Source organism: Methylobacterium sp. Leaf91, from assembly GCF_001422815.1.
In the GTDB taxonomy this organism is placed as follows: Bacteria; Pseudomonadota; Alphaproteobacteria; order Rhizobiales; family Beijerinckiaceae; genus Methylobacterium.
On the sequence record NZ_LMMP01000023.1, the window covers coordinates 1 to 14,549 of the forward strand.

The following is a 14,549-nucleotide window of genomic DNA, read 5'->3' on the forward strand; positions in this document are numbered from 1 at the left end:
GTGCCCGCTCAGCTTGGATCATAGGCATCGTATCCAGCGGCGGTGAGATAGTTGCGGCACTCGTTCGGCCGGAAGGCAGAGAAAGCCTCTCGAATGGCGATGGTCAGGTCGTCGGCGGTTCGCGCTGCGGCGGTCCGAAGGAGGGCTTTGACCTTGGCAAAGACTTGCTCGATGGGATTGAACTCGGGACTGTAGGGCGGGAGGTAGAGAACTCGTGCGCCGACCGCCTCGATGGCCTCGCGCACCCCAGCGACCTTGTGGGCGTTCAGGTTGTCGAGGATGACGGTATCGCCGGGCTTGAGCACCGGAGCCAGGGTGTCGGTGACGTAGGCCCGGAAGCGCATACCATTCGTGGCTCCATCGAAGACGGTTCTGGCGATCAGTCCCGTGGCGCGCAGGGCGGCGGTGATGGTAGTGGTCTTGTAGTGCCCGTGAGGCACGGCGATCCGGCAGCGTTCGCCGCGCGGAGCACGACCATAGCGGCGGGCCATCTTGGTCGTGGCGGCCGTCTCGTCGAGGAAGACCAAGCGATCCGGATCGAGATCGGGTTGGCGCTCGAACCAGTCCTCGCGTGCGGCCTTCACATCCGGCCGCTCCTGCTCGGCCGCGTGGACAGCCCCTTTTTACGGGTGATCCCATGCCGGGCGAAGAAGCGTGACAGGCTGCTCGTGCTTGCCCGGACGCCCCGTTCCGAGAGCCTGTCGCGCAGTTCCCGCAGGAAAGAGAGCGGGTGCTCTTCGTAGATCCGAAGGATCAGGGTCGCCTGCGCTTCCAGGCGCTGCGAGTTGCGGTCGCCGCCCATGGGCCTGGGCGCGATCCGCCCGTCCTGCCGAAAGCGCTCGTGCCAACGGATCGCGCTGGCTGCCCCGACCCCGAAGCGTTTGGCAGCCTGACGCCGCGATGCACCTGCGTCAATCGCGGCGACCACACGCTCGCGCAGATCGACCGACAGGGCTGACGGCATGGCAATCCTCCCTCATAAGCCCGTCCAGTGAATCACACGCCAGCCAGATCGCCTACCCCAAGCGATTCAACCCGCCAGGGCACGGCTCTAGGGACGGCATGGCAATCCTCCCTCATAAGCCCGTCCAGTGAATCACACGCCAGCCAGATCGCCTACCCCAAGCGATTCAACCCGCCAGGGCACGGCTCTAGTCGCGCGCGGTGGTCTCGCACGGTGCACACGGAGCCGGAAATGAAATGGGCCGCATCCAGTTAGGATGCGGCCCATTTTGGTTCGCTCGGCGTCGTCGGAGGTTGGATTATTCGCCTGTGAGCGCAGCCTTGGTCCGCGACCACCATCCGGCGCGCTTCGGACGATCGGGATCGATCGGCGTCAGCACCACCGCTACCGGCTCGGGAGCAGGAATTGGCGCCGGAGCCGGCTCAGGGGACAAGTCCGATGTAGACGTGTCGTGAAGGTTGTCCGGGGCCTCGCGAGTCGCCGCCTCGATGGGCTTGAGCGAGGGTTCGTCAGCAATAGGCAAGTCCACCGAAACAGGTGCGAGTGCCGCTTCCGATGCATCTGGCGGAAGATCGACCGAAACCGGAGCCCCCTCTTGGACGGGGTCTGAAACGTTCTGCTCCTCATCGGCATCGTCGCGCGGGCGGCTCTCGTTACGATCCCGACCGCGTCCACCCCTGCGTCCGCGGCGACGCCGGCGGCCAGCGCCTTCGTCTTCTGACAGTTCGGAGCGGGGCGTCGTCTCGCTGTCCGGAGCATCCCCAACGACGATCTCGTCGGCCGCATTCTCGCGAGCCGTATTGTCCTGGGCGTCGCCGGCCTGATCGCCTAGATCTTGACTCTCTCCATCGACGTCCTCGTCACCGGAATGATCATCGCCGCTAGCGGAGTGCTCACCCGTCGATTCGCCGGTCTCGTGACGACCACCCCGACGGCGCCGACGGCGGCGGCGGCCACCGGAGCGCCCCTCGCCATTGCCGTCACTCGAATTCTCACGCGAACCGTCAACCTCGGACGCCTCAGCCTCGGCGTCGACGACGGCCTCTTCTTCCTCGTCGCCGTCGAAATCGTCGTCGGTATCCACCTGGGGCGAAATCGCCACGGCGCGGATACCAGTTGCGGTCCCCTCGCTTCGGATCGCCGGCTCACCTCGATCGAGCTGGAACGCGGATGTCGCGGCCAAGCGCTCGTCTGCAGCAATGGTAACGCTGACGCCGAAGCGGATCTCCAGCTCGCGCAGATGCGCGCGCTTCTGGTTGAGGATGTAGAGCGCCACCTCGGTACGGGTACGCAGGATAAGGTTGTGCGTCGTGCTCTTGAGGAGCGATTCCTCAATGGCGCGCAGGATTTGCAGGGCAACCGATGCCGTAGCCCGGACGTAGCCCGAACCGCCGCAATGGACACATGGGAGCGACGAACTCTCGAGCATGCCGGTGCGAATGCGCTGGCGGCTCATTTCAAGCAGACCGAACGGCGAGATCCGACCGACTTGGATACGGGCGCGATCGTTTTTCAGACAATCGTTCAGCTTCTTCTCGACAGCGCGGTTGTTGCGCTTCTCCTCCATGTCGATGAAGTCGATGACGACGAGGCCAGCGAGGTCGCGCAGACGGAGTTGGCGGGCGACTTCCTCGGCCGCCTCCAGATTGGTGCGGAGCGCCGTATCCTCAATGTCGTGCTCGCGGGTCGAACGGCCCGAATTCACGTCGATGGAGACGAGCGCCTCCGTCGGATTGATGACGAGGTAGCCGCCGGATTTGAGTGTCACATGGGTCGAGAACATCGCGTCGAGCTGTTGCTCGACACCGTGGCGCGCAAAGATCGGCGTCGCGTCCCGGTAGGGCTGCACCACCTTGGACTGGCCCGGCATCAGCATGCGCATGAAGTCGCGTGCTTCGCGGTAGGCCTCGTCGCCAGCCACAAGGATATCGTCGATATCCTTGTTATAGAGGTCGCGGATCGCGCGTTTGATCAGTGAGCCTTCCTCATAGACCAGAGCCGGCGCGGATGAGGACAGCGTCAATTCGCGAACGCTCTCCCAAAGGCGCATCAGATACTCGAAATCGCGCTTGATCTCGGGCTTGGTCCGAGACGCACCGGCGGTGCGAAGGATTACGCCCATGCCCTCCGGCACTTCGAGATCCTGAGCGACTTCCTTGAGGCGCTTACGGTCCGCTGCCGAAGTGATCTTGCGGGATATGCCGCCACCACGACCGGTATTGGGCATCAGCACCGAGTACCGACCCGCCAGCGACAAGTACGTGGTGAGCGCCGCGCCTTTGGTGCCGCGCTCTTCCTTGACGACCTGAACCAGGATGATCTGGCGACGCTTGATGACCTCCTGGATCTTATAATGACGGCGATAGGTGCGCGGCCGCTCGGGGATCTCGGCCAACGCGTCGCCGTTGCCACCTACCTGGGCGATCTTGTGCTCGCCATCCTCGCCTTCATGCTCGTCGTCCGAATCTTCGTCATCGGAGTCGTCCTCGTCGTCCGAATCATCGTCTTCATCGGAATCGTCGTCCTCATCGGTCTCGTCTTCGGCAACCGAGGCATCCGGATGGGCTTCAGGCGACGGCTCTTCAACAGCATCCTCTGAGGGAGCCGTCCTCTCCAAGTTGAGGGCAGGGGCCTCGACGGGAGCAGCAGCCTCGCCTTCGAGGGATGCGGGTGGCAGGTCCGACGACGCGTCCGAACCGGGCTCGATGAAAGTGGCGTCAGGCGCGAAGGGATCGGCTGAAGTGGCCTCGTCCTTCACAGACTCGTCGACGGCATTCTCCGAGGACACGACAGAATCAGGCGTCCCGACAGCCTCGGGCACAATGGGATGTTCACCCGATTCGTTGTTCTGCGGTGTGTGATCCTGCTGCGTCGCGTCGTCGGAAGAACGCGCCGCGACGGCCTCGGACACGTCCTCGACGCTCACCGTATCGCTGGTCTTGGCGGATGCGGCTTCAGCGCGGCGACCGCGCGAGCGCCGGCGTGGCTTACGCTCCTCGCGCTCGCGATGCTCCTCGGCGTCCCGCGCCTCGTCTTCCAACAGTGCCTGACGATCCGCGAGGGGGATCTGGTAATAGTCGGGATGAATCTCACTGAAGGCGAGGAAGCCGTGGCGGTTACCGCCATATTCGATGAACGCAGCCTGGAGCGATGGCTCCACTCGGGTCACCTTCGCGAGGTAGATATTGCCCCGAAGCTGCCGGCGGTTCGCCGCCTCGAAGTCGAACTCCTCAACCCGGGAACCATGCACCGTGACGACCCGGGTCTCTTCCGGGTGCATCGCATCGATGAGCATCTTGTTGTTGTTGGCCATGACGAACTTTCATGGCGGTCGACGTCGTCCTTCTGCAGCCGAATTGTCCCGGCGAAGCGCTGCCCGATCCCGGCCCATCGGCCGTCGAGGGGAGAGCACGCTTAGGCCCACAGAAGCGGGCCAAGGGGGCTTTAGGGAAGGGATTGCCGTCAACCGCCGCTAGGCGCCGGTGATCGGCGCGACTGGGGTTGAACCTGGCCAAGGCCGACGGGGAACCGGCGCCACGCGAATCGCGTACGCTTTGAACACGAGCAACGGCAACCGATGCTGTGCGTCCGCCCATCCGCTCCCTGACCTCACGAATAATTTGAAGCCGAGCAATCGCCGGCCGCTGATTTCAAGAACGGCGCTTCGGCGAAACAATCGCCGCATGCACCGATACCCACCCGGATTGAAGTTACCGGCGAACTTGACGCGGAGAGCCGACTGCGAGGCGACGCGGCGAAAGGCCATGACGCACCCGCGGGCCACGGTGACGACCGCACGGCACCCGGGAAGGGACATTACCATTACAGATCGTCGCGGGCGCTTGGCAAGCAGCAACGCAGCCGCCGCCTCAACTTTGCCGCCGTGGTCGGGTGCGCGGCATCCGACTCGCACCTGTCGCCCCACGGCAGCATACTAGCCACTTTGCGAATCAGGGACGATAGGAACGGTTAACCATCCTGATCGTATCCCTTAACGAACGCTCGCGCTTCCGAAGGACCTTATGGTTCCAGGACAACGACTGCCGGACCGATGCCGCCTCTCGCTCGCCTGCTCCGTTCCGCATTTATTCTGTGTGTTGTCGCGACGACTGCTCCGGTCGTGGCCCAGGACGGTCTGCGAACCAATCCAGCGGCATCCAGCCAACAATCGGCGGTCGCCATTGCCGCTGACCTTTCCGTCGGTTCGAGCGGCTCGACGAAGCTGACACTGACATTGTCAAAACCCATCGAGGCACGCGTCTTCGTTATGGAGCGGCCGGACCGGGCGGTCATCGACCTCGCGGAAGTGAACTTTCAGCTTGGGCCAGAAACCGGCCGCCGCCGCGAAGGCTTGGTTTCCTCGTTCCGCTACGGCCTGTTTGCGCCCGGACGCTCCCGCATCGTCGTCGATCTCGCGCAACCAGCTACAGTCGGACGAATCGAGACGACGACACGTACGCGTGACGGCGCCATTCTGCTGACGGTCGATTTCCAGAAAGCAGACCGCGACGCCTTCCGCCGAGCCGCCGTTTCCAACGACCCATCTCCGCCAAGCCGGAAGGAAGCCGTGGCGGAGCCGACCGATTCCCGACCACTCATCATGATCGATGCTGGCCATGGCGGAATCGATCCGGGCGCTATCGCCGCCAGCGGTGTTTTTGAAAAGGACATCGTCTTCGGCTTCGCCCAGGCTCTGGTTGGGAAGCTCGAAGCCTCCGGCCGTTACCGCGTCCGGATGACCAGAGATCGTGACGTGTTCGTGCCGCTGTCAGAGCGCGTGCGGATCGCCCGCGAGGCGAGCGCCGACCTCTTCGTCTCGATTCACGCCGATTCCATTTCCTCCGCGCCGCAGGTGCGTGGCGCCACCATTTATACGGGCTCCGAGAAGGCCACTGACGCCGAATCGGCCAAGCTCGCTGAGCGTGAGAACAAAGCGGATTCGACCGCCGGCACGGATTCCAGCGAAGGCCCCGGCCACATCGCCGACATCCTCCAGGAACTGACCCTGCGGGAGACGCGGACCTTCTCGTCGGGCTTTGCCAAAGGGCTGATGTCCTATCTCAGCCCCGTGATGGAGCTGAGCAACAAGCCTCATCGTGAGGCCGGCTTCGTGGTCCTACGCTCGCCCGACGTGCCTTCGGTGCTGGTTGAGCTCGGCTACCTATCGAGCAAGCGCGACCTTGAGATGCTTCAATCCGAAGCTTGGCGCGCTGACGTCACCGGAGGCATGGCGAAGGCGATCGACGCGTTCTTCGCCAACCGCACTTCGCTGACCCGGCCTGTGCCGCCGCGCCGCTCTGCGGCAATCGCCCCAGTTTCACCATAGATACGGTGTGAAACCGGGGCTCACGGCGCCCCGGCCTCGGAACAGGCGTTCCACCGCCTCCGGTCGATCACGGGTCGTCGCGTCACTCTTGCCTTTCCGGGATAATCGAGGTCTCGGTCATCCTCGCCTCTCGGCCGGACCGGCAGCGGCAGATCATCGACGGACGGGACCCGGATGCGCTTCATCCTTCGTTTCTTCGGCTTCCTGTTCAGCATCGGTGCGATGCTGTTCGTACTGCTATCCGCAGCCGGGGCGTATTTTTACTACACCTACAGCCAGGACCTGCCCGACCACGCCGCGCTCGCCAATTACGAGCCGCCGGTGATGAGCCGCGTCCACGCGGCGGATGGCAGCCTGCTCGCCGAATATGCCAACGAGCGCCGTCTCTACCTACCGATCCAGGCGATGCCGAAGGTCGTGGTGGCGGCCTTCCTCTCGGCCGAGGACAAGAATTTCTATAAGCATGGCGGCATCGACCCCGAAGGTGTCGTTCGCGCAATTCTGACCAATGCCAAGAGCGGCAAAAAGCAGGGCGCCTCGACCATCACACAGCAGGTGGCGAAGAACTTCCTGCTCACCAACGAGCAGACCTTCGACCGCAAGATCAAGGAGGCGCTGATCGCGCTTCGGATCGAATCGACCTATTCGAAGGACAAGATCCTCGAACTCTATCTGAACGAAATCTTCCTCGGCACCATCGTGCCCGGTCGCAACCTACACGGGGTTGCCGCCGCGGCGCTCGATTATTTCGGCAAGTCCGTCCACGAGCTGACCATCAACGAGGCCGCTTATCTCGCCGCTTTGCCGAAGGGCCCGAACAACTACCACCCCTACCGTCAGACCCAGAAGGCCCTCGACCGCCGCAATGAGATCATCGGCCTGATGGCCCAGAACGGGTACATCACCAAGGAAGAAGGTGAGGCTGCCCGCAAGATGCCGCTGGGCGTGAACCCGCGCGTCGCCTTTGCCAACGCGGCGAACGCCAACTACTTCACCGAAGAGGTCCGGCGAGAGATCACCGAGCGCTACGGCGAGAAGAAGCTGTATGAGGGTGGCCTCTCCGTACGCGCGACCCTCGATCCAAAGATGCAGGCCTGGGCGCGCAAGGCACTGGTGGACGGCCTTATCCGATACGACCAGTCGCATGGCTGGCGCGGTGCGCAGGCCAAGGTCGATCTCGTCGGTCGTGATTGGGGCCTCGCCGTAGCGGAAGTTCCGGGCCTTGGCGACGTGCAGCCATGGCGGCTTGCCGTCGTCCTGAGCACCACGGGCGGCGTCGCCCAGATCGGTCTTCAGCCCCGCCGCGAAGCCTCTGGCCAAGTCTCGAAGGAGCGCGAGACCGGAACAATCGCCGCTGACGGTACTCGTTGGACCGGTCGCTCACCCTCGGCCGCGCTGAACGCCGGTGATGTCATTTATGTCGAAGCGATAGACGGCGGTCGCGGACAATATCGCCTCCGTCAGCGCCCCGAAATCTCTGGTGCCATCGTCGCGATGGACCCGTTCACCGGGCGCGTCCACGCCATGGTCGGCGGCTTCTCCTATGACGAGAGCCAGTTCAACCGAGCGACACAGGCCCAGCGCCAGCCGGGCTCTTCGTTCAAGCCGATCGTCTACTCGGCGGCCCTGGACAATGGTTACACCCCGTCCTCGATCGTGCAGGATTCACCGATCACCATCGAGGCTGGACCAGGCCAGGAAGCGTGGTCGCCCTCGAACTATGACGGCAAGTCGGGTGGTCCACACACGCTGCGCTACGGCATTGAGCATTCGAAGAACCTGATGACCGTTCGGCTGGCCAAGGATGTCGGCATGCCGCTCATCGCCGAATATGCCCGCCGCTTCGGCGTCTATGACGACATGCTCCCTGTCCTGCCAATGTCCCTTGGGGCCGGCGAGACCACGGTCATGCGTATGGTCACGGCCTATTCCATGCTGGCCAATGGTGGCCGCCGCATCCGTCCGACCTTGATCGACCGGATTCAGGACCGCGTCGGCGAGACCATCTATAAGCACGACAACCGTAAGTGCCTTGGCTGCGATGCCGAGAAGTGGTCCGGCCAGGATGAGCCCAAGCTCGTGGACGATTCAGAGCAGGTCCTCGATCCGCTGACGGCTTACCAGATGGTCTCGATCATGGAGGGTGTGGTCCAGCGCGGCACGGCGACGATCCTGAAACAGGTTGGGAAGCCCCTGGCCGGTAAGACCGGAACGACGAACGACGCCAAGGATGCGTGGTTCGTGGGCTTCTCGCCGGATCTCGCGGTCGGTGTCTATCTCGGCTTCGACAAGCCTCGCTCACTCGGCGACCGGGCCACCGGCGGCGGGTTGTCGGCGCCCATCGCGCTCGACTTCCTCAAGCAGGCTCTCAAGGACAAGCCACCGACCCCCTTCCGCGTGCCTCCGGGGATCAAGCTGATCCGCGTCAATGTCGCCTCCGGCATGCGCGCCGGCTCGGGCGAGGGTTCAGGTACGATCCTCGAAGCCTTCAAGCCGGGCACTGCCCCGCCGGACGCTTATGTGGCGGCACCTTCCGCGCCCGCTGCCGTACCTGCGGATGCAGACCGTGCGGCGCAGGCGGGCGGATTGTATTAGGCTGCCTCTCTCCCTTCCCGGACACCCGACGCTCGGGCGAGCGGTGGTCCGGGAAGTGTCGCCATAACGGCGCCGGTCGATCGAAGAAAAGTGCCGATATCAAACGCCCTTCTGCTGGCGTGAATAGGCGGCTTCATTCGACCTGCCGTCAAAACGAGGCGCGGATCCCCCCGAATACGCTGCGGCCGGTGCCGGGATAGAACGCGATCGGATTGCCGCCCATCGCGGCCGCGTCGTTCAACACCGAAATGTCAGAGACATATCGGATATCCCCCAGGTTTCTCGCATCCAGGAACAGCGAAACTCCGTTGGCAAAGTCAAAACCGGCCTGGACGTTGACGAGGGTGTAGCCGGGCACCTGAAGGGTGTTGGCATGATCCGCGAAAGCTCCGCGCGGTACCCAATCGACTGATGGGCTCAGGTGAAAACCGCTCGGATGGGTGTAGGTCACGACGCTCCGCAACACGTCCTGCGGGATTCCGGCGATGCGGTTGTCTCCGAATTGTGGGTCGCTTACGAAGCGAAAGTCGTTATGCGTCCAGATCTGCGAAGCCGAGATACGGTCGCCACTGCCGGTGACGTCGCGAACGAGGTCGAGGGTCATTGCCGCCTCGACACCCTGGTGGATCGTACGCGGTGAATTGAACGTAGCTGCCGGAATGTTCAGTCCCGGATTGACGCTGAAATTGACTAGCTCATCCCGAACTTCCGACCGATAGAGCGTCACGTCCCAGGCAATCCCATCGAGCCGGCCGCGCGTGCCTGCTTCGTAAGTCCAGGCGCGTTGAGCCTGAAGCGGCACGAACTGCGTCGTTACCCCGATGGTCTGGGTCAGATCAGTGAAGTCGGGCACATCGCGTGAACGTGTGATGTCGGCGAAGACCTGGACATCCGGCACAGGCTGCCAGATCACACCAAGTTTCGGGTTGACGCCCTGATAGGTCTGGTTGTCAAATTTGGCGCCGGAGTTCGAGCTGAAGCCGCCCTTGTCGCTATAAGTCCGGTTCGACGAGAAGGCCTTCGCGCCCGTCATCAGCGCGACATCAGGCAGGAACCAGAAGCGGTTCTCACCGTAAGCCTCGTAATTCGATGAACTTTGCAGCGCATTCAGAGTCAGCGCGCCCCGCTGACCGGCAAGATTGGTGAAGCGAAGCGACGAGTTCTGCCCGGCAAACGCGCGCAGACCCAGTATCGTGTCGTTGCGGTAGCCGGCGATGTCGAAGGTGCCGGCCCAGTGAGGTGAGATACCGTATGTCCAGCCATCCTCGTCGATGACCTGAAAGATCGGATGGTAGAGCGACTTGTGGATCGCCCAGGTATCGATATCGAGCTTGCCGACGTCGAGGGCAAACGAGGTTCGGTTGGCGACGCGCTCAGTCTCCACCTTCCGGGACTGATTGCCCGCGATGGCGCCAGGATTCGCGATGGTCGGATTTTTCAGACTGTTGAACAGGCTCAGGGTGCCGGGGAGCTTCTGGTCTGTAAGGTAAACTCCAACATAGAATCTCGTTTCGACACCGGGGGCTAGCTGATAGCCGAGATTGGCGTTGAAGTTCTGCGTCCGCTGGGCCTCGTGATCCCGAAACCCATCAGCATTGGTGATCGTACCACTGATGAGGAAATCGGCTGGTCCTGATAAACGCGAGAACTGGAAATGCTCGCGGATCGTACCAAAGCTGCCGCCATCGACGCGCACGACGTTTGGCGCAAGGGCGGTCTGCGCCGTCGGTGTCACGAAGTTGATCGCCCCGCCGAGCGTCGTGGCGCCGTAGGTCAAGGCGTTGCCGCCTTTGTAGACCTCGACGGCGCGCAGGGCGAGGGGATCGATCTGGTAGAAATCACCGCTTCCATCGGCGGCATTCACCGGAAATCCGTCCTGAAGCAGCTCGATGCCGCGGAGGTGAAAACCGCGCGAGATGCCCGATCCGCGCAGGGAAAGGCGCATTTCCTGACCATAACGCTGCTGCACAAAGACACCGGGCGTATCCTTGAGAACATCGCGTAGCGTATTGGCGTAGCGGTTCTGAAAGTCCTTGGCATCGACGAAGGCGACGGACCCGACGGTGGCATTCACCGTAGCGCGTTGCGCCGCGACGCTCGGCACCGTGAGGGACCCGGCCGAAGCGCCCTGAACGCTGAGTTCTGGCAGTTCGGCATTGGCCACTTCTTGGGCGAGGGCCGATGTCGAGGAAAAAAGTAGGAAGGCGAGCGCACTTCCGAAATAGGAGTTCTGCATGGAAGTAGGCTCCGGACCCCGCGCCCTGAATCACTCCGTGCAGTCGGCGCGGAGGAGCAGCGGATCCTGAAAGAGAAAGAGATGGGATCGGCCTTAGCCCAGGCGATCACGCGGCAGCGGAAAGCCTGGGATCAAATCCAGTATCGACGCTTCAGCACGTTTCCCCAGGGGAAACCCATTCGTCGACGTGATTGGTCAGTGCTGATGATGTCCGGCCGCGGGTTCGGTCGCAGCAGGCGCATTAGGGGCCTTGGCGCCGATGGGAGCGACGGCGAAGGTGACTCGCACCTCACCCGTGCGCTGAAAGCCCAGTGTTCCGGAAACCGGTTCACCGACCTTCGGCGACGCACTCAGCCCTTCGAACATCAAGTGGAAGCCGCCGGGCTTGAGCTCCACGGTTTCGCCGGGCTTGATGACGAGGCCGCCATCCACCGCGGCCATCTTCATCACCCCGCCATCCATGGTCATGGAATGGATTGAACCGGTGCTAGCCAACGGAATGGAGGCGGAAATCAGCGTGTCCGGGCGCGTTCCGGTATTCGTGATCCGGACGTAGCCGCCAGCAACCCTAGCGCCACCGGGAGTGGCACGCATCCACGGTGTATCGATGACGAGATCACCGGCCTGGATGGTGTTCGCAGGGGAGGACGCAGCGCTCGACGACGATTTAGTGCGCGCGGCAACGATGGTCACGCCGGGAGCGGGAGACTGCAACGAGTGAGCGTTCTGGCCCGGTGCGGGAATCTCGCTCCAGCGATACGCGCCCTTCACGCAATCCTGCTCCACAGGAAAATACACGGTCGCACCGGGGGCGAATGTATCCGTGACACGGGCGAGGAACGTAAACTCGTCGACTTGATCGTCGGGCAGTTCTCCTCCGCTCCAGGTTATGGTTTTCACGCCTTCTGAAATATCGCCGTGGTAATATGGATAGGCCTTGGCATAGGGAGCTTTTTCCAAGGACAGGGTCCAGCCGGGCTTCGGCATCGGTTTGGCACCGATGACGCCCTCTGGAATGGTCACGCTCACGCGTTTCGTCGGCGTGCCTTCGCAGCCATGGGTGATCTGAATGACGCCCCGATAAGTGGCGTTCGGGCTGGCCTCCTTCCGCTCGAGCGTGGCGTGAGAGAAAGCGACATTGGTCGAGACGGTGAGGAGAAGGGTCGCGGCAAGTTCTGCCCGCACTATCCGTTTCATGATGGCTGTCCGTGTCTGAAGGGATCGAGATTTCGGATCACTTCAGACGATAGGAGGACCACGCGGTTGAGGAATGGTGCCAGGGGGACCGCGCCCACCGGGTCGGGCCTCAGTAAGCCATGTCAGGCGGATGCCCGCCGGGAGCGGCCAGACCGTCGGGCTCGAGACGAGCCCAATCACTGTCGCCACTGCAACGGCGGACGCGGACGTACAGCAGAAGTCGTGTTTGCCGTGCCCGGACTTCGCCGGGCTCTGATCGGTATCCGTCCCATCGGTCAGACTCGAGCAGAGCGGACCGACATGGCCGAGGGAGGGCAACGGCATTAGGGTGCCAAGGAAGACCTGAAGAACCAACGCGTAGAGCGCGATCACAGCAGTGATCGCGCGCAAGCCGCCAGCCCCTGAATCCCGCGACATCATCCTTCAGCGCTTAGCGCAACGGACATAATCCCGCCATCTCTTTCACAATCGGACGAGCCGTCATGTTGCATGTGCGCTGCAGTACAGCACAGCCTGTGATTTATCGCGGCCGCGCCACAATCTAGCCCGGACGGCATGACTTCTTAACCGTGCCCCGACACGTTCGCGGCACAGGACTTTCGGTGGTCGGTATCCACCCCAACCATGCCCCGACGGCCTCGTGCCGCTTCACAGGTCAGATTAGAGTTTCCGTCCGATGCTGAAACAGGCTCCCATCGCCCGCTCGCTGGGCTTCGCGCTTCTCGCCAGCGCCGCCGCCTTCGCCCAAACGGCCACTGCGCGCGAAGCGGCCGGCTTCGCTCAGGCGGAGTGGGCCCAGGATTATGCCTCGCCTGCAACGATGCAGGTGCAGCGTTCCTCGACACCGATTCTTTCTCCGCAGACGATGGCGGCGACAGAGCAGATGGTCGAACGCTACAAGGACATCGTCGCACGCGGCGGTTGGCGCCCGGTCTCCGGCGCGGATCGCCTGCGCGTCGGCGCCAAGGGTCCAGCTGTGGCGGCTCTGCGCGCTCGTCTCGCCGTGACCGGCGACATCGACTCGGCCTCGGGCAGCTCGGGTGTCTACGATTCCTACGTCGCCGCCGCGGTGAAGCGCTTCCAGGCCCGTCACGGTCTGAGCCAGACCGGCTCCATGAGCATGGCCACCCAGCAGGCCATGAACGTCTCGGCCGATATCCGCCTGAAGCAGCTCGAGGTGAACGCCGTCCGCCTCCGCTCCTACGCGGGCAATCTCGGCAATCGCTTCGTCATCACCAACATTCCCGCCGCCCTGGTCCAGACGGTAGAGAATGGCCAAGTCGTGACCTTGCACGCCGCCGGCGTCGGCAAGATCGACCGTCAGTCGCCGATCATGAATACCAAGGCGACGCAGATCAATTTCAATCCCTTCTGGACGGTTCCGGCTTCCATCGTGAAGAAGGACCTCATCCCCAAGATGCAGAAGGATCCGAATTACCTCACCGAGAATAAGATCCGCATCTTCACTGGGGACACTGAGATTTCACCGGCCTCGGTAAACTGGAACTCGGATGAAGGTACGCGCTATCGCTACCGTCAGGACTCGGGCGCCGATTTCAACTCGATGGGAATCGTCCGCATCAATATCCCGAACCCGCACGGCGTGTTCATGCACGACACGAATTCGAAGGGTGTGTACGGAGACGATTTCCGATTCATCTCCTCCGGATGTGTTCGCGTGCAGAATGTGCGCGAGTACATCACCTGGCTTCTTAAGGACACGCCCGGTTGGGGCCGCGACCAAGTGGAACAGGCGATCGAGAGCGGCAAGCGCGTCGACGCGACTCTGAGCAGCCCGGTTCCGGTCTACTGGACCTACATCACGGCCTGGGCGACCCCAGACGGTCTCGTCCAGTTCCGCGACGACATCTACAAGCGCGACGGTGTCAATGTGCCTTCAACCTTGTCTGGGCCGACTCCGGTCGCCAGCGCTGAGCAAGTTCAGACCTTCGAACCGGGTGACGAAGAGAACTGATCACTTCACTTATGTGCGCGAAAGCCGGTGGCGGGATTCGAGAGCGAATCCCGCCTCTTTGGTTTTGATTTACGATCGCAGGTCTTGAAAAACAGATCGCCTCGAGAAAGCTTGGTTCGCCGCCATGGTATGACGCGGCTCCTGCTCACCCCTTAGTCGCGAGACGCCGACAGCTTTCGAGCGCGACACATGCATGCAAGCGTCGCGACATAGGGTCGCCAAACTCTCGATCGGCGCGGCCAGTATCCCGCGGATG

8 protein-coding genes are annotated in these 14,549 nt (G+C 62.8%); 3 read left to right on the top strand and 5 right to left on the bottom strand.

Features of this window, described 5'->3' with window-relative positions; translation table 11 throughout:
* Positions 1–8 precede the first annotated feature (8 nt).
* Both ASF32_RS24645 and ASF32_RS14725 read right to left on the bottom strand, forming a co-directional pair.
* A protein-coding gene (locus ASF32_RS24645) for an IS630 family transposase (RefSeq protein WP_156467839.1) occupies positions 9–964 on the bottom strand; the annotation gives its coding sequence in 2 pieces (ribosomal slippage) (positions 9–613 and positions 613–964; 957 coding nt in all).
* Positions 965–1,262: 298 nt separating this feature from the next.
* Positions 1,263–4,277 carry a ribonuclease E/G gene (locus tag ASF32_RS14725; protein ID WP_056429726.1) on the bottom strand — a complete coding sequence of 1,005 codons (3,015 nt, stop codon included), beginning with the start codon at positions 4,275–4,277 and terminating at the stop codon, positions 1,263–1,265.
* 738 nt (positions 4,278–5,015) lie between these two features.
* Here ASF32_RS14725 and ASF32_RS14730 point away from each other — a divergent pair.
* Positions 5,016–6,290 (top strand): N-acetylmuramoyl-L-alanine amidase, encoded by a 1,275-nt coding sequence (locus ASF32_RS14730; protein WP_056429727.1) that lies wholly within the window; start codon positions 5,016–5,018, stop codon positions 6,288–6,290.
* A gap of 174 nt (positions 6,291–6,464) precedes the next feature.
* Positions 6,465–8,885 carry a penicillin-binding protein 1A gene (locus tag ASF32_RS14735; RefSeq protein WP_056429729.1) on the top strand — a complete coding sequence of 807 codons (2,421 nt, stop codon included), beginning with the start codon at positions 6,465–6,467 and terminating at the stop codon, positions 8,883–8,885.
* A gap of 148 nt (positions 8,886–9,033) precedes the next feature.
* Here the strand turns inward: ASF32_RS14735 and ASF32_RS14740 are convergent, their stop codons facing one another.
* From ASF32_RS14740 to ASF32_RS26970, 3 genes are all read right to left on the bottom strand, one after another.
* Positions 9,034–11,121 carry a TonB-dependent receptor gene (locus ASF32_RS14740; protein ID WP_056429731.1) on the bottom strand — a complete coding sequence of 696 codons (2,088 nt, stop codon included), beginning with the start codon at positions 11,119–11,121 and terminating at the stop codon, positions 9,034–9,036.
* Positions 11,122–11,316: 195 nt separating this feature from the next.
* Positions 11,317–12,318 (bottom strand): DUF1775 domain-containing protein, encoded by a 1,002-nt coding sequence (locus tag ASF32_RS14745; RefSeq protein ID WP_056429734.1) that lies wholly within the window; start codon positions 12,316–12,318, stop codon positions 11,317–11,319.
* A gap of 42 nt (positions 12,319–12,360) precedes the next feature.
* Positions 12,361–12,738 carry a DUF2946 family protein gene (locus ASF32_RS26970; RefSeq protein ID WP_348271044.1) on the bottom strand — a complete coding sequence of 126 codons (378 nt, stop codon included), beginning with the start codon at positions 12,736–12,738 and terminating at the stop codon, positions 12,361–12,363.
* 256 nt (positions 12,739–12,994) lie between these two features.
* On the opposite strand from ASF32_RS26970, the gene ASF32_RS14750 reads away from it, so the two are divergent.
* Positions 12,995–14,293: a L,D-transpeptidase family protein gene (locus tag ASF32_RS14750; protein ID WP_056429736.1), complete on the top strand. Its 1,299-nt coding sequence runs from the start codon at positions 12,995–12,997 to the stop codon at positions 14,291–14,293.
* The last annotated feature ends 256 nt before the right edge of the window (positions 14,294–14,549 follow it).

Coding starts and splice junctions, on each gene's coding strand:
- ASF32_RS14750 (WP_056429736.1), top strand. CDS start 12,995: ATGCTGAAACAGGCTCCCATCGCCCGCTCGCTGGGCTTCGCGCTTCTC.
- ASF32_RS14735 (WP_056429729.1), top strand. CDS start 6,465: ATGCGCTTCATCCTTCGTTTCTTCGGCTTCCTGTTCAGCATCGGTGCG.
- ASF32_RS26970 (WP_348271044.1), bottom strand. CDS start 12,738: ATGATGTCGCGGGATTCAGGGGCTGGCGGCTTGCGCGCGATCACTGCT.
- ASF32_RS14730 (WP_056429727.1), top strand. CDS start 5,016: ATGCCGCCTCTCGCTCGCCTGCTCCGTTCCGCATTTATTCTGTGTGTT.
- ASF32_RS14740 (WP_056429731.1), bottom strand. CDS start 11,121: ATGCAGAACTCCTATTTCGGAAGTGCGCTCGCCTTCCTACTTTTTTCC.
- ASF32_RS14725 (WP_056429726.1), bottom strand. CDS start 4,277: ATGGCCAACAACAACAAGATGCTCATCGATGCGATGCACCCGGAAGAG.
- ASF32_RS14745 (WP_056429734.1), bottom strand. CDS start 12,318: ATGAAACGGATAGTGCGGGCAGAACTTGCCGCGACCCTTCTCCTCACC.